21 protein-coding genes are annotated in these 21,350 nt (G+C 35.8%); 9 read left to right on the forward strand and 12 right to left on the reverse strand.

All coding sequences use genetic code 11. The features are described from left to right. The first annotated feature begins 1 nt into the window (after window position 1). Window positions 2-1,762, forward strand: coding sequence for a sensor histidine kinase (locus tag BLV40_RS20680; protein WP_090693435.1), 1,761 nt, complete (start codon window positions 2-4; stop codon window positions 1,760-1,762). 177 nt (window positions 1,763-1,939) lie between these two features. Here BLV40_RS20680 and BLV40_RS20685 read toward each other — a convergent pair whose 3' ends face one another. The 3 genes from BLV40_RS20685 to BLV40_RS20695 form a co-directional block, all read right to left on the reverse strand. Then, window positions 1,940-2,377: a hypothetical protein gene (locus BLV40_RS20685; protein ID WP_026590523.1), complete on the reverse strand. Its 438-nt coding sequence runs from the start codon at window positions 2,375-2,377 to the stop codon at window positions 1,940-1,942. Further along, window positions 2,364-2,582: a helix-turn-helix transcriptional regulator gene (locus BLV40_RS20690; protein WP_026590524.1), complete on the reverse strand. Its 219-nt coding sequence runs from the start codon at window positions 2,580-2,582 to the stop codon at window positions 2,364-2,366. The genes BLV40_RS20685 and BLV40_RS20690 overlap by 14 nt, the downstream gene beginning before the upstream one ends. Before the next feature lie 164 nt (window positions 2,583-2,746). Continuing rightward, window positions 2,747-3,655 (reverse strand): AraC family transcriptional regulator, encoded by a 909-nt coding sequence (locus tag BLV40_RS20695; protein ID WP_090693439.1) that lies wholly within the window; start codon window positions 3,653-3,655, stop codon window positions 2,747-2,749. Window positions 3,656-3,773: 118 nt separating this feature from the next. Between BLV40_RS20695 and BLV40_RS20700 the strand changes: the two genes are divergently transcribed. Together BLV40_RS20700 and BLV40_RS20705 are read left to right on the forward strand one after the other, a co-directional pair. Next, a complete protein-coding gene (locus BLV40_RS20700; RefSeq protein WP_090693443.1) occupies window positions 3,774-4,274 on the forward strand; it encodes an RNA polymerase sigma factor in 501 nt (166 codons plus the stop codon). Between the two features lie 5 nt (window positions 4,275-4,279). After that, window positions 4,280-5,422 carry an anti-sigma factor gene (locus BLV40_RS20705; RefSeq protein ID WP_090693447.1) on the forward strand — a complete coding sequence of 381 codons (1,143 nt, stop codon included), beginning with the start codon at window positions 4,280-4,282 and terminating at the stop codon, window positions 5,420-5,422. Between the two features lie 45 nt (window positions 5,423-5,467). On the opposite strand, the gene BLV40_RS20710 is transcribed toward BLV40_RS20705, so the two are convergent. Further along, window positions 5,468-6,574: a metallophosphoesterase gene (locus BLV40_RS20710; RefSeq protein WP_090693450.1), complete on the reverse strand. Its 1,107-nt coding sequence runs from the start codon at window positions 6,572-6,574 to the stop codon at window positions 5,468-5,470. A 278-nt stretch (window positions 6,575-6,852) separates the two neighbouring features. Here BLV40_RS20710 and BLV40_RS20715 point away from each other — a divergent pair, with 278 nt between their 5' ends. The 3 genes from BLV40_RS20715 to BLV40_RS20725 are packed head-to-tail and all read left to right on the forward strand — an operon-like array spanning window position 6,853 to window position 8,371. After that, window positions 6,853-7,329, forward strand: a complete 477-nt coding sequence (locus tag BLV40_RS20715; protein ID WP_026590529.1) for a DUF2975 domain-containing protein — start codon at window positions 6,853-6,855, stop codon at window positions 7,327-7,329. Between the two features lie 10 nt (window positions 7,330-7,339). Further along, window positions 7,340-7,561, forward strand: a complete 222-nt coding sequence (locus tag BLV40_RS20720; protein ID WP_026590530.1) for a helix-turn-helix domain-containing protein — start codon at window positions 7,340-7,342, stop codon at window positions 7,559-7,561. An 18-nt stretch (window positions 7,562-7,579) separates the two neighbouring features. After that, window positions 7,580-8,371, forward strand: a complete 792-nt coding sequence (locus BLV40_RS20725; protein WP_090693453.1) for a DUF817 domain-containing protein — start codon at window positions 7,580-7,582, stop codon at window positions 8,369-8,371. Between the two features lie 343 nt (window positions 8,372-8,714). On the opposite strand, the gene BLV40_RS20730 is transcribed toward BLV40_RS20725, so the two are convergent. From BLV40_RS20730 to BLV40_RS20740, 3 genes are all read right to left on the reverse strand, one after another. Beyond that, entirely contained in the window at window positions 8,715-10,247 is a 1,533-nt protein-coding gene (locus BLV40_RS20730; protein WP_090693455.1) for a fatty acid--CoA ligase family protein, read from the reverse strand. Between the two features lie 210 nt (window positions 10,248-10,457). Then, window positions 10,458-11,447 (reverse strand): lipoate--protein ligase, encoded by a 990-nt coding sequence (locus tag BLV40_RS20735; protein ID WP_090693458.1) that lies wholly within the window; start codon window positions 11,445-11,447, stop codon window positions 10,458-10,460. Between the two features lie 9 nt (window positions 11,448-11,456). Beyond that, window positions 11,457-12,191, reverse strand: coding sequence for an MBL fold metallo-hydrolase (locus BLV40_RS20740; protein WP_090693460.1), 735 nt, complete (start codon window positions 12,189-12,191; stop codon window positions 11,457-11,459). Between the two features lie 195 nt (window positions 12,192-12,386). Here BLV40_RS20740 and yhfH point away from each other — a divergent pair, with 195 nt between their 5' ends. Further along, a complete protein-coding gene (yhfH, locus tag BLV40_RS20745; RefSeq protein WP_000567010.1) occupies window positions 12,387-12,515 on the forward strand; it encodes a protein YhfH in 129 nt (42 codons plus the stop codon). A 40-nt stretch (window positions 12,516-12,555) separates the two neighbouring features. Here the strand turns inward: yhfH and BLV40_RS20750 are convergent, their stop codons facing one another. Continuing rightward, a complete protein-coding gene (locus BLV40_RS20750; RefSeq protein WP_026590535.1) occupies window positions 12,556-13,569 on the reverse strand; it encodes a LacI family DNA-binding transcriptional regulator in 1,014 nt (337 codons plus the stop codon). A 200-nt stretch (window positions 13,570-13,769) separates the two neighbouring features. Here BLV40_RS20750 and BLV40_RS20755 point away from each other — a divergent pair, with 200 nt between their 5' ends. Both BLV40_RS20755 and BLV40_RS20760 read left to right on the forward strand, forming a co-directional pair. Then, window positions 13,770-14,711 (forward strand): helix-turn-helix transcriptional regulator, encoded by a 942-nt coding sequence (locus BLV40_RS20755; RefSeq protein WP_090693463.1) that lies wholly within the window; start codon window positions 13,770-13,772, stop codon window positions 14,709-14,711. Window positions 14,712-14,801: 90 nt separating this feature from the next. Then, a complete protein-coding gene (locus BLV40_RS20760) occupies window positions 14,802-15,326 on the forward strand; it encodes a DinB family protein (protein ID WP_090693466.1) in 525 nt (174 codons plus the stop codon). A 41-nt stretch (window positions 15,327-15,367) separates the two neighbouring features. Here the strand turns inward: BLV40_RS20760 and BLV40_RS20765 are convergent, their stop codons facing one another. The 4 genes from BLV40_RS20765 to BLV40_RS20780 form a co-directional block, all read right to left on the reverse strand. Continuing rightward, on the reverse strand, window positions 15,368-17,956 hold the full coding sequence (locus BLV40_RS20765) for a YhgE/Pip domain-containing protein (protein WP_090693470.1): 2,589 nt from the start codon (window positions 17,954-17,956) through the stop codon (window positions 15,368-15,370). Between the two features lie 249 nt (window positions 17,957-18,205). Continuing rightward, window positions 18,206-18,778, reverse strand: coding sequence for a TetR/AcrR family transcriptional regulator (locus BLV40_RS20770; protein ID WP_026590539.1), 573 nt, complete (start codon window positions 18,776-18,778; stop codon window positions 18,206-18,208). A gap of 403 nt (window positions 18,779-19,181) precedes the next feature. Next, complete coding sequence (locus BLV40_RS20775; RefSeq protein WP_090693474.1) at window positions 19,182-20,435, reverse strand: MFS transporter; 1,254 nt, start codon at window positions 20,433-20,435, stop codon at window positions 19,182-19,184. 108 nt (window positions 20,436-20,543) lie between these two features. Beyond that, entirely contained in the window at window positions 20,544-21,299 is a 756-nt protein-coding gene (locus tag BLV40_RS20780; RefSeq protein WP_090693477.1) for a ParB N-terminal domain-containing protein, read from the reverse strand. Window positions 21,300-21,350 lie beyond the last annotated feature (51 nt).

Here is a 21,350-nt window from a genome sequence, read left to right on the forward strand (position 1 = left end):
TATGAATTTAAGTAGAAGGATTATTATCCAATTTATTATACAGCATATTTTCGTTTTGTTTACTTTACTAATTGCAGTCATCATTGCCTTTGGCTATTTAGTTTATCTTTTCAATACGAGCCTTTATGAACCAAACGTTCCCGAACTTGATAACTTCACTATTTCTCAAAACGTTTCTTCAGAAAACGGGCGTATAACATTAAGTTCTGAGGTAAAAGAAATGATTGAGAAAAAAAATGATTGGCTTCAAATTGTTGATGAAAGCGGAAAGGTACTGTATGACTTTAATTCTCCTGAAGATGTTCCTGGTTCTTATACGAAAACATCCCTAGTTGCTTATTTACAGCATGATATACAAAATCCTTACAAATTGACGTATTGGAACATTGAATTAGAGGAAAAAACAGCAATTATGATTTATGGCGGGAAGCTAAAAAGTAATACATTACTTCAAGAATTAAAACAAGAACACGGTTCACCATTATCAGCTGCATTTTCTTTAACAGAAAAAGAAAAGAAACGGCTTACCGCAGAAGGTGCTACGCTGCAAATATTTAACGCACAAGGAGAAGAGATTTTTGCTTATCCTGAAACAAAAAGAAAATCCTTTTCAGCCATTCAAGCTGTACTTTCCGAAAAAGAGCCTTGGAATCACAAAGAAAATGTCTCAAGTTTGTATAATCCAGAGGACCAAACCTTATTTACCATAACAGTACAGAATGAATATTACTATCCATCTGATATGAATGAAGATATATTCGCAAAAAAATTCTTAATGGGATTTGGCGTTATTATTTTAATTGCGTTTGTCTACTTAGTTATTCTTTCTATTTGGTACGGAAGAAAATTTGGTAAACCGTTATTACATACAATGCGCTGGCTCAAAAATATCGCTGGTGGAACATACGAAGAACCAGTCAGTAAAAAAGGAAAAACAGTCCGTTTTCGGCGCTCGGGTAAAGAAAAGTGGTCATTCCGTCTTTTTAAAGATGTGACAAATGCTCTAGAGCACCTTTCTATTACACTCAAAAAAAATGAGTCCATACGACAAGTTATTCAACAAACACGAGAGGAATGGATTACTGGTCTCACTCATGATTTAAAAACACCGCTCAGTTCTATTTACGGGTATTCTCTATTACTAGAATCGAAACAATATAAATGGGACGATAAAGACATTCAAGAGTTTGGACGTGTCATGCGAGAAAAATCTCAATATATGACAACATTAATTGACGACTTAAGCTTAACGTATCAATTAAAAAACAATGCGATTCCCACTCACCATGTCGAAGTTGAGATTAATCAATTTGTCCAAAAAGTCTTATTACAATTTATTAACAACCCGACACTTCAAAATCAAAACATAGAATTTGTTCCTAGCTCTAGTAACATTCATTATTCTATTGAAGAAAAATGGTTCCAGCGTATCATTGAGAACTTATTAGCAAATGCAGTCAAACATAATAATGAAACAACCAATGTCATTGTAAGTCTTGGACAGAACAAACACGCTTTCACACTTTCTATTTCTGATAATGGAAAAGGCATGGATGAACAAACGAAAGAACTTCTATTCGAAAGATATTACCGCGGTACAAATACGGAAGAAAATAATGCTGGAACAGGCCTTGGCTTAGCGATTACAAAACAACTTGTTCTCGCACATCACGGTACGATTTCTATTGAAAGTGAGCTTAGGAATGGGACAACCATTAATATGGTATTCCCTTTCTCGCCTAATAACAAAAGAACTTCCTAGTCTAAAAGTCTAGGAAGTTCTTTTATATTTATTTAATACTGGTAAATGTTCTTTGAAGACTTACATCCTGAATCTAGTCAATAAGCCATAGATAAGTCGAAATATAGTTGTTCCTTCCCAACATATTTTAGAAACTAGGAGGGGAGGAAGATTGCGTTTCTATAGAAGAATTAAATATTATACGTCATCTTCCTCTAATCGTTTTTTTTGTAAATAGTAAACAAAAGAAAAAGGAATGAGAAAACAAACAAAAACCACACTGCCTACAAGTAGGGCTTGACTGTTATTACTGTGATCTGGACCGAATTTTGCTAGGAGTGCTAAAGCAGTACCAACCAATGCAGAAAGAATTACAATTCGGTAATAAGGACGGGGCTTTTTCTGTTCATTTGCATTATCATACACATCAAGGGAAATTTTGAGATTCAGCCAACTTAAAACAACCACAGTAAGCATAAATACTAACCATAATGGATTATCTCTAGCCTCCATAACCCCTTCTGTAATCGCCTCATAAAGTAAAATGGCAAGTATCCCTATCGTTTGGACCATAAAGGCAATACGAATATTTTTCAAACTTTGCATTTGTAATCGTTCATCTTTAATTATCTTCATATATCTGCTCCTCCTCGCTAATCCAAAATATTTCATCCAACGTCTTATTCACTGCATAACAAATCTCCAAGCACAATTTTAGTGTAGGGTTATATGCACCTTTTTCAATCAAGCTAATGGTTTGCCGCGTGACGCCAACTTTCTGTGCCAGTTGTTGTTGCGTTAAGTCTACTTGAACACGAGCTATCTTTACTTTATTTCTCACCTATATTATCCCTCCTTAACCGAATTGTAACATATATATTACATAATTCAATATATATGTTACATAATAGGCGCTAAAATTATCGCTATGTAATTTTATAATACGATTAACCTTAAATCTCATACAAAAAAGTTTCCTAGAATCTAGGAAACTTTCTTCTCTTCTTATTGTTGTTTCTTCTGCACTGGCAGCCAAATCTCAACTTGCGCAAACTCACTCTTATCTTCATGGCTACGCTCATCATATAACTCGAACTCTGTAACGCCCGCATGTTCATAGCCTGAGTGCGGGAACCATTCTGAAAAAATACTCTTCCATGTTTGTTGGAGAGACGATACCATGTCTTTATGAGGTACTTTTGGTGTTGTAAATACAGCATATGTTGCTTCTGGGAACGTACGCTGCGCTAATTCATTTGATACCCCATCAAAACTTGTAACTTCCATTCCAATAATATAAGTGAAGTCCCCTGCTTCTAAATTAAAATCCGTGCACATTCCAAGCTCTACATACTGATCTGTATGTTTACGGTTTGTAATGTTACTTGCAAGATTGTTTTGTAAATAACGATCCCAGAATACCGGAATATCTTTAAGGTTTTTTCCTTCTTTATTAGACGTCTTCATCTCATATCCAGCTACATGAAACGCTGGTTTTTTTTCAATACGAAATTCCATTTGTATTCCCCCTAAATATGGATTGAACTTTCGCTGCTTCACATTTGCTTTATAATACATCGGTGTCTTAATCCCTTGCTTTCGGTAGCTACTTGGCGTCATCTGAAACAACTTTTTAAAGGCTCGAATGAACGTTTCATGAGATTGAAAGCCATGTTCTAATGCGATATCAAGGATTTTTTCTTCCGTATGAGAAAGCTGATAAGCTGCCCGGGCTAGCCTCCTCTTACGAACATACTCCATGACAGTATCGCCTACTAGCGCTTGGAATACGCGATGAAAATGATATTCCGAGAACCCTGCAATACGAGCCAAATTACTTAATGTTTGTTTTTCCATTACATCTACTTCAATGTAATCAATTGCTTTTTGAATTTGTGTTTCATAGCTTTCCATCTCTGTTCACCCGCCTTATATGTATTATGATAAAAGAGAAGAGGATTCTTTTCTTGACGTTTCTTGCTTTTATTTTACAGAAATTTGTAACTTTTTCATATTACATTCGTTGTTATAAGTGAAGGGAGGAATATCCGTGAAAAAACAAACACTTGAGGAAATTTATAAACAGCATATGCATGACCTTTTTCGCTATCTTCTCTCCCTAACAGGACATTTCCACTCGGCAGAGGATTTGATGCAAGAAACCTTTTATCGGATGCTCGTCCACATTGACTATTACAAAGGTGAAGAAGTTAGGAATTGGTTATTTACAATCGCCTACCACGCCTTTATTGATTGGCACCGAAAAGAAGCAAAATATAAAACAACAACACTAGAAGATTTTCATTTACCTGATGTTCCAAGTACAGAAAATGCCTATTTCACAAAGTATGAAATTACAGAGTGGTTACATCGCCTCTCTTCCCTTCCTATCGTCAGGCGAAATATTCTCTTACTGCGAGATTACTATGGATTCTCCTATAAAGAAATCACCAAGATGACTGGACTGACACTAGCAAAAGTCAAAATTGAACTGCACCGTGGCCGAAAAGAAATGCGATCAGCAAAGGAGTGATATCAATGACTTGCATGCAATACAAAGAGCTTTGGAAAAAATATGAACAAGGTACGATTACAGCTGAAGAACAAGAAAAGCTAGAAAACCATATTGAGACTTGTACGATATGTGAAACCCATTTAGATAGACTGCTTACAGAAACAGAAAATATAAAGAAAAAACTCCCGCCAGTCTCTAATATTCAAGTGCCTTTTCGAAAGATTAAATGGAAACATCGTTTGCAAACTCTTGCTTTTCTACTTGCAGTTTGTATGGTTCTATATATGATCGGCGGCGTCCTATCTTCAATCTATTTTCAAGTGAACAATGAACAAAAGCTAAAAGAAGTTATGGACGTCCCTGCACTGGCACTAGAAGCAACAATCCCAAATAGCCGAGTTACCGGCGGAGGGACGAATGTAGAAGCCTTCTTGCGTACACACGGTAATATCCGCTTAGTCAAAACAGTTGGTAAAGGGGAGTTTAAACTTGGCACCGTCCAAATTGACAGTTTTCTTTCATCTGTAAAGGTTGAACAAACATGGGCTGACACAGCATATCAACAAAATCTCTTCTTTGTTCATCCAAAAACGAAAGAGATGACAAATTTCCAGGAAGATACAAAAAAAGTGTGGGAGACACTGCAAAAAATACCTGATGGAACCGTAACAGAACTCGCTATTTCTTTTGATAAATCTTACACATTGCAAGAATTAGAACCTATTCTTTATAGTGTATTTGAGGCGCAAGAAATGCCACCAACTCCTGTATGGTACGCTTTAGATACAGGGTTAGAAGCAGCAAGTGACGACCACCCTCGTATATCTAGTTTTGAAGCTTTCGGATTCCCAGAACATATACATTTTGGCAACCTTGAAACAAAACAGGTGAAAACAAAGGAAGAAGAGGTACTAGAAATGATGCGCATTTTATCACAGCATGAAGAAATCGTAAAACAAGTTATCCAGCGTAGCAGTAAAGAATTAAACCTACAAAAACAATATCAATATGTGAAAAAACATGGTATCAAAGTTTACGGTATTGTCATTACTGGCCCATCGAAAGAATTATTAAAATTACAAAATTCTCCTCATGTTCGTGACGCTACTCTTGGAGATATTGAATTTTGGAATTGGTTTGACCGTCCAAGTGGTTCTCGTCACTAAAAATGAAACAACCACTCAAAGCTGAATGGTTGTTTCATTTTTATCTCAATTAAAAGTCACATCGACCTGAATGACTTCCGACCGGCTTCCAAGTCTAAGCGGCGGACCCCAAAATCCGAATCCTGAAGAAACAATCGCATGAAATGTTTCCTTTTGTAAATATCCCCAGTCTAGTTCATACATTCTTCTCGTAATCAAATGATTCGGTGCCATTTGTCCTCTATGCGTATGGCCCGATAGTAATAAATCAACGCCAGATTCCGCTGCCTGTTTTAATTCAAACGGCTGATGATCCATCGCGATAACGGGAAGCGATTTATCTACAGTGCTCATTAGCGCTTCGAAACTTTGACGATCTCGCTCTGTTTTATCCCTTCTACCAACAAGATAAAAACTATCTTCAACTTTGATAACTTCATCTAACATGATATGGATATCAATTTTATCCATCTCTTGCAGAAACTCCGGAATTGCTCGTCCATAATATTCATGATTTCCAAGCACTCCATACACACCAAGAGGTGCCTGCATCTCTTTCATCACATGCCCCATGTTTTTCTTAATGAATTCTCCAGGATGATCATCGATAATATCTCCTGGTAACAAGATGATATCAGGCTTCATTTCATTTACATGGTGCACGAGTCTTTTCAAATGAGAAACACCTGACAACTTACCAAAATGCATATCAGAAGCCATTGCAATGCGAAGTGTTTTACGCTCCCTCGCTTCTTTTGGTATGTGAATCTCATACTTTCGAACAACCGGACTATACGCATTAAATGTTCCATAGCCAAAAATGAAAATAAACATACTAAGCGTAACAATCCCCGTCCACATAATGGCTGTATCTATCGGAACTGATAACTGCAGGATAAATACCGCTATATCAGCAAGTGGTAACAATATAAGAGCATATTGTATCACCGCAAACCAATAAGAACCAATCGTCCGTAAGAAAGGCATGAATTTGAAAACCTGGACAATTAAATACGCATACGAGAGCAACCCAACTACTGCAGCGTAATACCCCCAAGATTCCCAACCAAACATGGTTTGAAGCCAAACCCATCCGTTCCATCCAATGTAAAACATCAGTAATGTATATATAAGAAAAATAGTAACTATATTGAAATATCGACTAATCTTCACAATATGCCTCCTTTTCTATTTCTTTTATTATAACCTGCAATCTTTTCATACTGTGAATCATATGTACTGCCAAGGATTATAAAAATAAAAAAGCACGAAACAATTTGTCTAGTGCTGCTTATTTCCCTATATTTAAGATTGCAATTGTACTTTTATCTTTGTCTACAACTAACATTTATTTAACAATAAAAATATAATTATAATAAATAAAAATTTATTGTAAAACGATAAATGGTATGTTAAATTCAAATTTACAATAAATAAGTGAGGTGCTTTTTATGAAACAAGTATCAACACTCTTTTTAAAGATCGCTGTTATGCTTATTGGAATTCCAATTCTTGCTTTATGTATATTTAGCTTACCTTGGTTAGCTAATAATCCAGTAAATCCAGATTATGCTCATATACTATATCCCGTTTTAATCATTATGTATGTATCAGTGCTACCATTTTTCATTGCATTGTATCAGGCGTTCCGACTTCTAATTTACATTGACAAGAGCAAAGCTTTCTCGGAATTATCTGTCCGAGCTTTAAAAAATATCAAATACTGTGCAATCACAATCAGTGTCTTGTATGCGGTAGGCATGCCATTCTTTTATTTCATAGCGGAGATAGACGACGCTCCAGGTATCATATTAATTGGCTTAGTCGTTATTTTTGCTTCAATGGTAATTGCAGTGTTTGCTGCTGTTCTTCAAAAACTGTTAAAAGAAGCGATTGATATAAAATCAGAAAATGACTTAACGGTCTGAGGTGATGAACATGGCAATAATAATCAATATTGATGTGATGTTAGCTAAAAGGAAAATGAGCGTAACAGAGCTTTCAGAAAGGGTTGGAATAACAATGGCTAACCTTTCTATATTGAAAAATGGAAAGGCAAAAGCAATTAGATTTTCTACTTTAGAGGCTATTTGTAAAGCATTGGAATGCCAACCTGGAGACATTTTAGAATACAAAAATGACGAAGACAATCAAGATTAATAAAGTGAGGCACAAACCATGAGAGCTCTAAAACAACTCGTTCATTTTGGCTGGGAGCAGGCCCTATCGTGCTTGTTTCCTGTCGTTATTTTTGCCTCTTTGGCTTTTACACAAATCATGCCACTTCCCTTCCTACCACGGTATGACTGGCTGCTCATCATCTGTCTTCTGATGCAGTGGTGGATGGTGCGTTCTGGGCTTGAAACACGTGATGAACTAAAGGTTATCACGTTGTTCCATCTTATTGGACTTGCTCTTGAACTTTTTAAGGTACATATGGGCTCCTGGTCTTATCCCGAGGCAGGCCATTTTAAAATTTTTGGAGTGCCTTTATATAGCGGATTCATGTATGCAAGTGTAGCGAGTTATCTTTGCCAGGCTTGGAGAAGATTGAAAGTTGAATTAGTTAAGTGGCCACCGTTTTTAGTAGTTGTCCCTCTTGCAACTGCGATTTATTTAAACTTTTTCATCCACCATTATTGGATTGACGTTCGTTGGTGGTTATCTGGACTTGTAATCATCGTTTTTTGGCAATCATGGGTCACATACGAAGTTGATGGAACTCGTTATCGTATGCCAATCGCACTTTCTTTTGTGCTCATCGGATTTTTTATATGGATAGCTGAAAATATCGCAACGTTCTTTGGAGCTTGGAAGTATCCAAACCAAACCGATGCATGGAATCTCGTTCATTTAGGAAAAGTGAGTTCATGGCTTTTATTAGTGATTATTAGCTTTCTTATAATAGCGACGTTAAAGCAAGTTAAGGAAAAAAACTCCACCCAGGTAGATACTAGTCAATTTTTATAACAGATAAGAACTCTCTTAAAAAAATCATATCCCTAGGACTTTTTAGTGTACAAAATTCCGAATCAGATACATTGGAAAAAGCCTTGGATAATATTGCAGAAATACATGTATTAAATTAGCTTGTAAAACTATTCATTTAAACTATAAGGGGCTAATATTCAATAAAAAATACCGTAGTATGATTAAACAATTTCATACAAATTCCATCTACATTTAAAACTATAGAATCCATTTTGATTGTTTTTTTCAAAATGGATTCTTTGAGTTTTCCATAAAATGCAGGTTTCTGCTTTATTTTTGATCATACTTTAGTCCGAAGCTACCGCATGTTAATTAAAAAACATTATACATTTAACGCCTTTTCCCTCAGCGCTCTTCTCAAGAGTTTACCTGTCGTATTCTTCGGCAACTCTTCCAAAAACTCTATACTCTTTGGCACCTTATATTTTGCAAGATGTAAAGAACAGTAATGCGTTAACTCTTCTTCTGTTACCGCACCATTCTTCAGAACAACATAGGCGCGCACTGCTTCTCCTAAGTTTTCATCTGGGACACCAATTGCGACAACTTCTGCAACTGCTTCGTGCTGGTATAATACTTCCTCTACTTCACGAGGATATACGTTATAACCACCTACAAGGACAATATCCTTTTTACGATCAACAATATAGATGTAGCCTTCGTCATCCATTCTTGCTAAGTCCCCTGTATACAGCCATCCATCACGAAGCGTTGCCGCTGTATCTTCTGGTGCATTATAATATCCCTTCATCACATTTGGACCGCGGACAATTAATTCACCAACTTCATCCACAGGCACTTCTTCTCCAAGCTCATTGACAATTTTATTTTCTACATGCCAAATATTCGTTCCAATTGAACCTGGTTTACGCGGACGATCTAGCGGATTAAAACAAGTAACTGGTGAAGCCTCTGATAATCCATATCCCTCTGAAACAATAACATTAAAGCGATTTTCAAAGTTTTTCAAAAGCGCAACAGGCATAGAAGCTCCACCCGAAATACAGAGACGAAGCGTCTTAACATCCTCTGCACTTGCTTCTTCATATAAATATAAATAATTGTACATCGTCGGTACTCCAGCAAAGATTGTTGGTTCATATGTACGACAAATACGAAATACTTCTTTCGGACTAAACTTCGGCAACATTAAAATCGTCGCACCGTTAACAATTGGAGCATTCACAGCTACCGTTAAACAAAATACATGGAACATTGGAAGCGCAGCAACAACGCGATCATCTGCAGTATATTGTAAATACGATGCTACATCGCTAGCATTACTATATAAATTTTTATGTGTTAACATAGCACCCTTTGGTTTTCCAGTTGTTCCTGAAGTGTACAAAATAACAGCTACATCTTCTTCATCTAGCTCCGGACCTTCATAGGATAGGTCACCGTTTCCTATAAGACTAGTAAACGTTTTCATTTTTTCGGTTTCTGTATGATTGAAATCTGTTGAGGTTTCACATATGATGATATGTTCAAGAGAAGGAAGTCTTGTTGTAAGAGATTGTATAACAGGTAGAAGAACGTCGAGTGTGATGATTGTTTTTACATCTCCATTTTGTAAAATATAATGCATTTCGTCTGCTGTATAAATTGGGTTAATTGGAATGACAGTTGCTCCGGCTTTCATCGTCCCATATAAACCAACTAAAAAATGCGGTGAATTACCAACAATTAATGCGACATTGTCCCCTTTTCCAATGCCCATTTTTGCTAAACTACCAGAAAACTTTGTGACCGTTTTGTTTAATTGGTCATACGAGACCGACTGATCCATAAATATATACGCCGGTTTCTCCCCTTTCTTTTTTGCTGTTTCAGCCAAAGATTGAACGAGATTCACATAAACCCCACCTTTATAAAATTTAGAAAATTTAAAAATTCTAAATACATTATATTAAAAGAAAATTAAACTAGCAAGTAAAATCCAAATACTTGCATATAAATGAGCATTCATTCATTTTTCAATGAGAGGATCTATCCCTTGTTTTTATACGCTTTTTTGCAACAAAATAAAAAACAGTCATACGGATACTATGACTGTTTTTACGAGTTAAAAGAATAATGCTAAGAAATCTTCTTTTGTTATATTACCAAAGTAGCGTTTGACATCTACATCTTCTAACGCCTTAGCAAAAGCTTCTTTATCAAACTGTACCCCTATTAAACGCTCTTCAATATCATGAACATCTAGTGCGCCGAAGAAATCACCGTATACTTTACACTCTGTTACCGTTCCTTTTGTCACCTCTAAGCGAACATCAACTTGTCCAACTGGGAAACGGTATGAATGTTGTAAGTTGAACTTAGGAGACTTTCCGTAGTTCCAATCCCAATTACGGTAGCGCTCTTCAGAAATTTTATAGATTTCTTTCCAATCTTCTTCTGTTAACTCATATGTTGGAATTTCTGTTTCCCCTTCAAAAATCGTCGCTAGAAGAAGTTGTTTAAACTCTTCTGTTGTCATCTTTTCATTTAAAAATTCCGTAATGTTCGCTACGCGGCTACGGATTGACTTAATTCCTTTTGATTGAATCTTGTCCATTTTTACTTTTAGTGCAGATACAACATGTTCAATTTCAGAATCAAATAGTAATGTACCGTGACTAAACATACGACCTTTCGTTGAGAACTGCGCATTACCTGAGATTTTTCTACCTTCCGCTAAAATATCATTACGGCCACTAAGCTCTGCATTTACGCCTAATTTTCCAAGCGCTTTCGTAACAGGCTCTGTGAACTTTTTAAAGTTATGAAAACTATCCCCATCATCCTTCGTAATAAAACTGAAGTTTAAGTTTCCTAAATCATGATATACAGCGCCACCACCTGATAAGCGACGTACAACATGAATCCCTTTTTCTTTTACATAATCCGCATTAATTTCTTCTACTGTGTTTTGGTTTTTTCCAATAATAATGGAAGGTTCATTAATGTAGAATAAAAGGTACGTTTCATTAATATCTAAATTTTTCACGCAATATTCTTCAATCGCTAAGTTAATCGTAGGATCTGTAATCCCTTTATTATCAATAAATAACATCTAATCACCTCATGAGTTCCAAACGTAACCGCTATGCGCAAGCACAATAGGGCCACTGAAAATTTGTTTTGCTTCTTCTACTAAATCAGATGGGTTTCCTGTATGCGGCAAGTGCGTTAATAGAAGTTCCTTAACATTTGAATGTTTTGCAATATCCGCTACTTCTGTACTATTCATATGTCCTGCCTTAGCAGCTTCTTGATGTGCATACATATTACATTCACAAATAAATAAATCCGCATCTTTTGTAAATGGAATAAATTCAGGAATGTAACTGGAATCAGCACTATATACAACAACTTTATCCCCTACTGTAATCCGCATCGCATAGCAGATAACGGGATGAACTGTTTTTAAAAAGGAAATAGAAAATGGTCCAATCTGCACCGTTTCTTCCGGATTGTACACAATCCCTTTCGTATACGGTTCATGTGTTAAGGAAGAAAATCCTTGCACATCAAATCCATGTCCATAAATCAGTAATTGTGGTAATTGCCCTTTTACCATGCTTGAAATTAATCTTGCATATTGCAACACTCCAATATCCGCAACATGATCGTGATGATAATGTGACAACAGAACTGCATCTATATCAGATGGTGTTATATATTTTTGAAGCTGTGCTAGTACACCACTGCCACAGTCAACAAGTAAACGAAAACCATCGTGTTCAAACAAATACCCCGACGTTGCTTCTCCCACTTCTGGAAAGCCACCCCAAAAGCCAACAACAGTCATTTTCATATGTATCCATCCTTTCTAAACCGCTAGAAATGCAGTATTCTTCCATCTATTGAGAAAGATTTTTACTTACACTCTACAGTTTTAACTATAATCCATTTCCTAAACTTTTTCATTATTTTTCACTTTGTTATAAAACAGTTGTTGACATTTGTTTTTTGTACTAATACAATGATACTAAGAAATGGAGGGATTTACATGATCGATCAACCGATGGAATTTTTCAGAAATTTGCCAACAAAAACGTGTGCACATTGCGGAAAAGAAATTGATGAGCAACACGAAGCATATCATAATAAATGTGACGACTGCGTTCACGAAGAATAGTAGTTTCTAAACATAAGAAAAACCTAGCAGACATCGTCTACTAGGCTAGTAACATTGTATCCTTCGTCGTTGAACCTTTCACCAAGAGCTCTAGTTCAAACTCATACAATTCTTTTTTACGATAATTTTTCGTATGGATTTTATCCATCATTAAATCGACAACTTTATGGGCCATTTCATCAATTGGCTGTTCAATTGTCGTAATACCAGGCTCTGAAATCTGTGATAAAATTTGATTATCAAAGCCAACTACAGCTAAATCATCAGGAATGCTCCAGCCATGGCGTTTCGCTTCTGCGATAATGCCAGCTGCGACTTCATCGCCTCCTGCCAAAATAGCGGTAGGATTTTTTTTGTCCTTTAATACTTCATGGAACATTCTTTTTCCATCTTCCCAAGAGAAAGCGTTTTCAAGAAAATCGATCGCTTCTACTTCTTTGCTCTTCTCAGTGATTGCACGTAAAAAGCCCATTTTTCGCTGTTGGCTCACTACTTTCGTTTCATTTCCACGACAAAAAATAAGGTTGCGATAACCTTGTTCTAATACATGCTTCGCAGCGATATAAGCCCCTTGTGCATGATCAAATTTAACCGTTGGAATATTTGCTTCTTCAATGTATTCATTACATAACACGATTGGACCGTGTTGTAAGTATGGCTCCACATTCTCCCATGGATTCTCAAGTGAACATAAGATAATCCCATCAACTTGTTTTGTTGATAACAGTTGTAAGTATTCCATCTCTTTTTCCGGTAAGTATCTTGTTTGGCAAATAATCAGTTTATATTTATGTTCAGAAGCAGCAATTTCAATCGCTTCAATAAATCTACTGAAAAACGGATTTGTAATCCTTGGAACAAGCACCGCAATTGTTTCTGTTTTCTGTTTACGGAGCCTTCTTGCTGCAGAATTAGGAACGAATCCTAAATGCTTCATCGCCAATTGAACCCTCTTTTTCTTCTCATCTGACACATACGGATGGTTGTTAATCACCCGAGAAACCGTTGTTCTTGATAACCCCGCTAATTTCGCCACGTCCTCGATCGTTGACACGAAATTCTCCCCCTTTGTATGAAAACGTTTTCTTAACTAGATTATATAGTATATTATTGGAAACTGCAATATAAGTTCGCAGGATTTTACTATATTAATATTATTCATAGTAAAAAGTCTGTATTTGCAGGAGAAATAATTGTAGCTTTCGAACATTCCATTATAAAGATTATCATCAAATAAATAAGGAATGATACATAATGAATCGAACTGATCGTTTACTCGCTATTCTCATAGAGTTACAGAGAAAACAAATTGTCACGGCCAAAAGTTTAGCTGAAAAATTTGAGACATGTACGAGAACGATATACCGTGATATGCAAGCCTTGAGTGCATCTGGCGTTCCAATCTTTTCAATGCCCGGACAAGGCTATTCTTTAATGGATGGGTATTTCTTGCCGCCTATTCAATTTAAACCAGAAGAAGCAGTAACGCTTTTATTAGGGAGCAATTATGTTGAGAATAATTTTGATTCTGCTTTTTCTACACATGCAAAGTCTGCTAAAGAAAAATTAGAATCCATTCTCCCTTCCGAACAACAAAAGAAGGTTAAGGAGTTAATCGGAACTTTCCGCTTCCTCTCCGGGACTTTCTCTCATCAAAAATTTGCTCAAGAACTACTCGAAAAACAGCTGATTCTCTTACAAGAAGCCATTCAAAAACAACAATGTGTTTCCTTTTCTTATCGCAAGCCTAATCAAAATGACAAAACGGCTCGCACCGTCAATCCTTATGGCTTAGTGAATATCTCAGGGATTTGGTACCTTGTCGCTCATTGCCTTCTTCGACAACAAATACGGCATTTTCGTTTAGACCGTATGAGTGATTTACAAGAAGAACATAAATTCTTTCAAAAACCAGAAGAATTCTATTTACCAGACTATGAGCCAAAAGATAATCGAACCGTTATCATTCATCTATTATTTCACCCTACTATCTCTCATAAAGTTATAGAGTCTCGTTATTTTTATATCGATACATACGAACATAAAAAGGATGGTCTTCATGTTTTCTTAAAAACAAGAGGTATAGATGAAGTATTTCCATGGGTGCTGAGCTGGGGAAGCCAAGTAAAAGTATTAGAACCTACTATTCTTTCTGAAAAAGTTCGAGAAGAGGCAAAAAAATTGCTGCAAATTTAATTTTTTCACTACTGACATAATGGTGTCAACATCAGTCATTTATAGTAGTCCTTAAGAATTAAATCTTATACAAGAAAAGGAGTTAACACGATGAACCCAAATGCCATTTTAGAGAAATTCGAAAGTATAGCCACGTACTACATCAACGAATTAGAAAAATACTCCCTTGAACAATTTAGAAAAAAGCCTTCTGAAGAAGAATGGTCACTCGGACAAATGTATAATCATTTACTTGCAGCTTCAAATATGCAATTAGATGCCATCGCAACATGTACAACTGAATCTGCCACTTTAGATGGCAAAAAAACCGAAATGGGTGAGCAAGTGTATAAGATGGGTGCTTTTCCTCCAATACAAATAAAAGTACCTAATCGCCCAGGGTATACACCGGCCAATCCAACAGATAAAGAAACGATTCAAAAAACACTGTTACAACTTATTGAAAAGATAAAAGAGCTTGAACCAAAACTCTCGTCGATTCCAGACAATCAAAAGGTAGAGCACCCGGGACTTGGGTATTTAAATGCTGTAGAATGGTTTCAATTGATTTATATGCATTTTGCACACCATCTTCGTCAGAAAGAAAGGCTGGAACAAAGTATTATTCTAAAATAAATCTCCCTATAAAATTTAAAAAAGCCTAGAGGATTACTCCCCTAGGCTTCTATCGATTTCTCCTCTACTAAATTACGATACTGCCGCTTATGCATCCAAGTCAACGAACCAATCGTTCCAAGTGACAACAGAACAATAAAGATCATTAATATACCTACGTTTTGCCACATAAATCCGAAGTCTCCGCTTGACACAACTGCTTTAAATCCAGATACAGAGTACGTCATTGGTAACCATGCATTAAATACTTGTAGTGGTTTTGGAATTAACTCAAGCGGGAATGTACCTGCACTTGTTGTTAATTGTAGAATTAATGTTAAAATCGCGATAAAACGTCCAGCATCGCTGAAAGTAGTTACTAAGAACTGAATTAAAGCGATAAACGATAGACTTGTAAGAATACTAAACAATACGAAATATGCCACACTTTGTACTTCAATACCTAATCCTAATAATAATACAGCATCTGCAACAAGCGCTTGAATTACGCCAACTGCAAGTAGTACACCGAACTTACTAATAAACCAGCTAAACCCTGACTTTGGTATACCAACTGTCTCACGTAATGGAAATACAATCGATAATAGAAGTGCCCCAACAAATAAGCCAAGCGATAAGAAGTATGGTGTAAATCCTGTTCCGTAGTTTGGAACTTCTGCCATCTTCTCAGTTTGTACTTTCACTGGATCTGCAAACATATCGTATGTTTTATCAGTTCCTTTTATTTCCCCTGTTTTCTCAGCACCCTCGCCAAGTTTTTCAGCAAGTTCACCAGTTCCGTCATTTACTTTTACTAAACCGTCTGTTACTTTTCCGGAGCCGTCTGCTAGTTTGTTTACTCCGTCGATTAATTGGCCTGAGCCATCTAACATTTTATTTAGACCACCATTTAGCGTGTCTAAACCGTTTGTCACTTTATTTGAGCCTTCTGCCAACTTACCAATTCCACCAATCATTTCATTTGATTTTGTTGCTAATTGAACTAGACCGTTTGTCACTTTATTTGAACCATCTGCTAGCTTACCAATTCCACCAATCATTTCATCTGATTTTGTTGCTAACTGAACTAGACCATTTGTCACTTTATTTGAACCGTCTGCTAGCTTATTTACACCTTGAATTAATTTTTCGGATCCTTTAGATAAGCTATCTGCACCAGATGTTGCTGTATCTAACTTCTCACCAAATTTATGGAAATTAGTTACGAATTTCATTTGACCTTGTTCTAATTGATTAATGCCATTCGCTAAATTCGTCAATTGATTTGTATCTGGTAGCTTCACTTGTAATCCACTTACTTTTTCCTTTAACTCGCTCGTTCCACCCGCAATGATGGCTGATTGCTTTTGAACTGCAGCCATGTTATTCGTAGCACTCTTCATAAGAGGCTGTAACTTATCTTGAGATTCTTTTGGTAAACTGTTAATCGCATTTTGTAGAGCAACTAAATCATCCATCGTTTCCTTCGATGCTTTAACATTCTCTTGTGATACTTGACTTAACCCTTCCACTTTTTGTGAAGCTGCACCCAATTCTGCAAGTTTTGGCTCTAAATCTTTCAAACTTGATATAGAGGCTTGCACCTTACTATTTAAAGTATGAATGCCATTTTGAATATCTTTTGCACCTGTCTCTAGTTCACTTTGTGCATTGGCAAGCCCAGTCACTCCCGTAGCCAAATCTGTTGTACCTTTTTGCAATGTAGCTGATTGATTTGCGAGTAAATGTAAACCATCTGTCACCTGATTTGATCCATCTACTAACTGACCAACTCCATTTTTCAATTCACCTGTTTTACTGTTTAACAGGTTCAAACCACCTGATACTTGACCTGATCCATCTACTAACTGACCAACTCCATTTTTCAATTCACCTGTTTTACTGTTTAATAAGTTTAAACCACTTGATACTTGACCTGATCCATCTAGCAATTTACCAGATCCACCTACTAACTGACCAACTCCATTCTTCATCTCTCCAGACTTCCCTTGCAATGTATGCAAGCCGTCTGTTACCTTGCCAGATCCATCTTGCAGCTCCCCAGCACCATCATGTAACTTATTCGCTCCATCCGATCCATCAGCAAATCCTTGTGAAACATCTTTTAGGGAATCAAACATTTTCTCTGCATACGTTTTGGTTAACGTATTAGATACTTCTCCTTTAATTTTTTCAATCGCAGTCCCGCCGATTTGTGAAGATAAGAAGTTTAAGCTTTCATTTGGTATATATTCTAAGTTTAATCGTCTTGGATTTTCTTTCAGCAGCGTTGTTGCATTGTCTGAGAAATTCTCTGGAATACGAACTAACATATAATATTTTCGATTTTCCATTCCCTCTTTTGCCGTTTTTTCACTCACAAACTCCCATTTAAAACTTTTATTATCCTTTAACTCGTCGACTAATCCTTTACCAACTTCAATTGATTTGCCGTCAAATACTGCACCTTTATCAAGATTAACTACTGCAACTGGCAAATCATCTAATTGATCATACGGGTCCCAAAACGCCCATAAAAACATACCAGCGTATAAAAGTGGTACAAATAAAACAGCTATAATAGGTATTAAAATTTTTTTGCTTTTAATAATTTCCGTAAATTCCTTACCAAGTAACGTAAATCCTCTCATTGTTTCCCCTCCCTTTATTTATGACCGTAATGTTCAATTAGTCATTTTAAACCAAATAAAAAAGGCCATATTCTGCTATAAGTATTATCTAACCCCAACTTTTATCATCTTCTCTCTATACTATGCACTTTTTTATTTTAAATGACTATTTAAACCATTTGGTCAATGTAAACAGATTAAAAATTAACATTTAATACTTATGACCATTTTGTTCAATTAGTCACTTTCAACTATAATAAAAGGATTATCTTAATTTGACAATCCTTTTAATAAATAAAGTTCAAACAGTTCTGCGATTCGTTCTTTATCTAGTGGTTCATGATTTTTTTCCCAATCAAAAATAAGTGATACGTATAAGCGAAGCATAATAAACGCCGTAATTTCCGGGTCACATTCACTAATTTCGCCCTTTTCAATTGCAATTTCTAAGTAAGATTGAATAACTGATACAATTTCAGTCTCTACTTGTTGCATGCCGTCTTGTACTTCTTTCGTGCCCATATCTCGTTCTTCTTGAATGAGTTTAATCATCAATTGATGTTCTTTTCTGAATTCTAAAATACCATATAATGCTTTATGTACATTTTCAAAAAATGAAACGTCTGGACGAATTGCTTCTTTGGCTACCTGTCTCATTTCTGTAATTAAATTAGAAATAATTTCCCCAAACAATTCTTCTTTATTTTTGAAAAACGTATAAATCGTTCCCTTCCCAACATTTGCTAACTTTGCGACTTGGTCCATTGTTGTTGCTTTGTAGCCAAACGCTGAAAAAGACTTTGTTGCAGCTTCAATAATCGAATGCTTTCGATCTATTGCCACATCTTCACCTCCGAAATGACCATATGGATAATATAGTCAATTAGTACACACTTGATATTATCACAGTCTTCTCTCCTATACAAGGTCTCTTTTTAATTATTCCCCGCATCATTTTTTTTCTAATCAAATTTTTAACATATATCGAGTAATTGACGGGTCAAAAGGTACGGCTTGTCCAAAGCAAATTTACCTCATGAGTAAAGTGAAACTTTACTCATGAGGTAATTCCCCTACTGATTATTAGCCCTCATCCATCTGATTTTTACAGCCAATTCATGCGGGATACAGTTCGTTTTTCATACTAATCACATCCTATTTTAAATGATTAGTATGAGAATCAACAAGTTTAAAAGATGCTCAGCCCTCATAAGTCAGAAGAATCAAGTAAATGTAGAATAACAAATTAATTTACATCGGAAGAGTGATTAACTTCCACTTTATTATTCCTTAAACTCATTATCGGAATCATGACTAAAATACCTATAATAAAAAAGATGGCAGAGAATTGATAAATGGTGAATAGAGAAAACTGCTCTTTTAATAGACCAGAAATACTCATACTAATTACCATAGTCCCTGTAAATAATGGTGTCAGAATTCCATTTACGCGGCCCACAAAATTTTCTTCGGTGTTGTTTAAAATGATTGTATTTATCCCAATAAGCAACCCGGGTGTGAATAAACCTATTATGAATTGAGTAATTAGGGTGACCCAAAACACTGTAGATGATCCTAACATAAAAATTCCTACAGTCATGATCGCCATTCCAACCATTATAATCTTTTGTGGCACGATTTTGCTTGAAAAAATCATGACAATAACTCCACCTATAATCATAGCTGCTCCATCAACAGCAAAAAGCCACTGTAGATATTCTTTATCTAAATGAAGCCTCTCAGTTATTAAAAAGATGGATAACGGTCTTATTAGCCCTAAACCTAAGCCCGCAACCATAAAAACAAATCCTAAAGTTCTTAATATTTGATGAACCCAAACATATTTGAAGCCAATTTTCATGTCCATCCAAACTGATGATTCCTGGTCAGTTATGGAAATGTTTTGATCTTTTGGTATGAACATCAATGTCATGGCAGACAATAAAAACATCATTCCCACTAATGCCATTGAAACATGGATACCAAACTGTTCAAATATAAATGTACCTAAAATCGGGCCGAATATCATGAAAGAAGATATTATAGTTTGAAATAATGACATTCCTTTCTGCATTTGTTCTTCACTCAAGTGCTTCTTAAACAACTTCATCGATAAGGGCTGCGAAAACTGAGATAGAGTCGCTGAAATGAAAGTAACAAAGAACACAACCTTCCAAGTAGTATAAATAAGGGAAATTAATATTAAAAATACTGATAATGCACTAAGAAGATCACACCATATCATCGTTCGCCTTGGTTTCCAACGATCTGCAAAGGCACCACCAACAAATGAGAATATAAATATCGGAAGGAATTCTGCAACCGATATAAGTGACACGGCAAATGCATCTCCATCAGTCACTGACACGACAAATAATAAAATTGCAAAATTCCTAATCCAAATACCTATTTGCATAAAACAACTAGCAATTAGATTGACCAGAATGAAACGATTTCTTAAAAGTGAAGTTGCAGACGAATTTGTTTTTTCTAATGGCATAAGGCACCTCTTAATTTTATTTACAAATTATTTGTTAACAACGAGTTAAGGTATAATTCCCTCATATAGAACACAATCATCTGAATATTTCTTTTTAATATTCAGAAATTAATTGATGCATACCACCGGAAATTCACACACCTGAAATCCGCACGTTTTTTCGTAAAAACATATCCACTCCGCTTCTTCTCCGTTTTCTAAGAGGGAAAGAGGCACTTCTAAGTTTAAAACTTTATAAGGAATTTTAAATCTCGACAAACCAGGTGGCATTAAGTTTCCTTTTAATGCATTATTTATAATCGTCTCTAAGCTTATGCCACTATATTGAACCCATGATTCATTTTGAGGCATTGTACTTTGGCGATAAAATCGATTAACTCCATAAGAATGGTATATATCTTGAATAGAGGCAAAGATATCGTTAATGTTTTGATTCTTCCCCCTCATAATCCCCTCTGAATCTTTACATTTATACTCCGCAATCGTTACACCAACGTTTAAATGAATAGTATCAGATAATTGAGGTTTCCAGTTAGGATCACCAATTACATGATACCAATAATCTAAAACGATTGAATCCTGGCTTACAATTTGAATAGGTGCCCTTTTATAACCTAATCCTTTTAGTGACGCTAATCTATGATGTCCATCCAGAACGATGAATTTATCATCATACTTGACACAAGGAATAGTATGTTTTACGAAGCCACTATCTTTTATCCCCTCGGAAACTGTTTTGATTTTTTTCAAATCTACTTCTTCGTGTGGTATCAATTTATCAATATCAACTACAGCTAATTCGATCTTGTGATTATTACATAGAAATGAGTGTACATATACAGATTCTCTCATTAAATTAACCATTATATTATTCCTCCTGTAATCAACATACTAATTTTTGACGTTACTTCAGAA

This window comes from Bacillus sp. 166amftsu (assembly GCF_900107445.1).
Lineage (GTDB): Bacteria > Bacillota > Bacilli > Bacillales > Bacillaceae_G > Bacillus_A > Bacillus_A arachidis.

Bases quoted from the DNA above. Each gene is read 5' to 3' on its own strand.
- BLV40_RS20680 (WP_090693435.1), top strand. From the start codon at position 2: ATGAATTTAAGTAGAAGGATTATTATCCAATTTATTATACAGCATATT.
- BLV40_RS20685 (WP_026590523.1), bottom strand. From the start codon at position 2,377: ATGAAGATAATTAAAGATGAACGATTACAAATGCAAAGTTTGAAAAAT.
- BLV40_RS20695 (WP_090693439.1), bottom strand. From the start codon at position 3,655: ATGGAAAGCTATGAAACACAAATTCAAAAAGCAATTGATTACATTGAA.
- BLV40_RS20705 (WP_090693447.1), top strand. From the start codon at position 4,280: ATGACTTGCATGCAATACAAAGAGCTTTGGAAAAAATATGAACAAGGT.
- BLV40_RS20715 (WP_026590529.1), top strand. From the start codon at position 6,853: ATGAAACAAGTATCAACACTCTTTTTAAAGATCGCTGTTATGCTTATT.
- BLV40_RS20720 (WP_026590530.1), top strand. From the start codon at position 7,340: ATGGCAATAATAATCAATATTGATGTGATGTTAGCTAAAAGGAAAATG.
- BLV40_RS20725 (WP_090693453.1), top strand. From the start codon at position 7,580: ATGAGAGCTCTAAAACAACTCGTTCATTTTGGCTGGGAGCAGGCCCTA.
- BLV40_RS20735 (WP_090693458.1), bottom strand. From the start codon at position 11,447: ATGTTATTTATTGATAATAAAGGGATTACAGATCCTACGATTAACTTA.
- BLV40_RS20740 (WP_090693460.1), bottom strand. From the start codon at position 12,191: ATGAAAATGACTGTTGTTGGCTTTTGGGGTGGCTTTCCAGAAGTGGGA.
- yhfH (WP_000567010.1), top strand. From the start codon at position 12,387: ATGATCGATCAACCGATGGAATTTTTCAGAAATTTGCCAACAAAAACG.
- BLV40_RS20755 (WP_090693463.1), top strand. From the start codon at position 13,770: ATGAATCGAACTGATCGTTTACTCGCTATTCTCATAGAGTTACAGAGA.
- BLV40_RS20760 (WP_090693466.1), top strand. From the start codon at position 14,802: ATGAACCCAAATGCCATTTTAGAGAAATTCGAAAGTATAGCCACGTAC.
- BLV40_RS20765 (WP_090693470.1), bottom strand. From the start codon at position 17,956: ATGAGAGGATTTACGTTACTTGGTAAGGAATTTACGGAAATTATTAAA.
- BLV40_RS20775 (WP_090693474.1), bottom strand. From the start codon at position 20,435: ATGCCATTAGAAAAAACAAATTCGTCTGCAACTTCACTTTTAAGAAAT.
- BLV40_RS20780 (WP_090693477.1), bottom strand. From the start codon at position 21,299: ATGGTTAATTTAATGAGAGAATCTGTATATGTACACTCATTTCTATGT.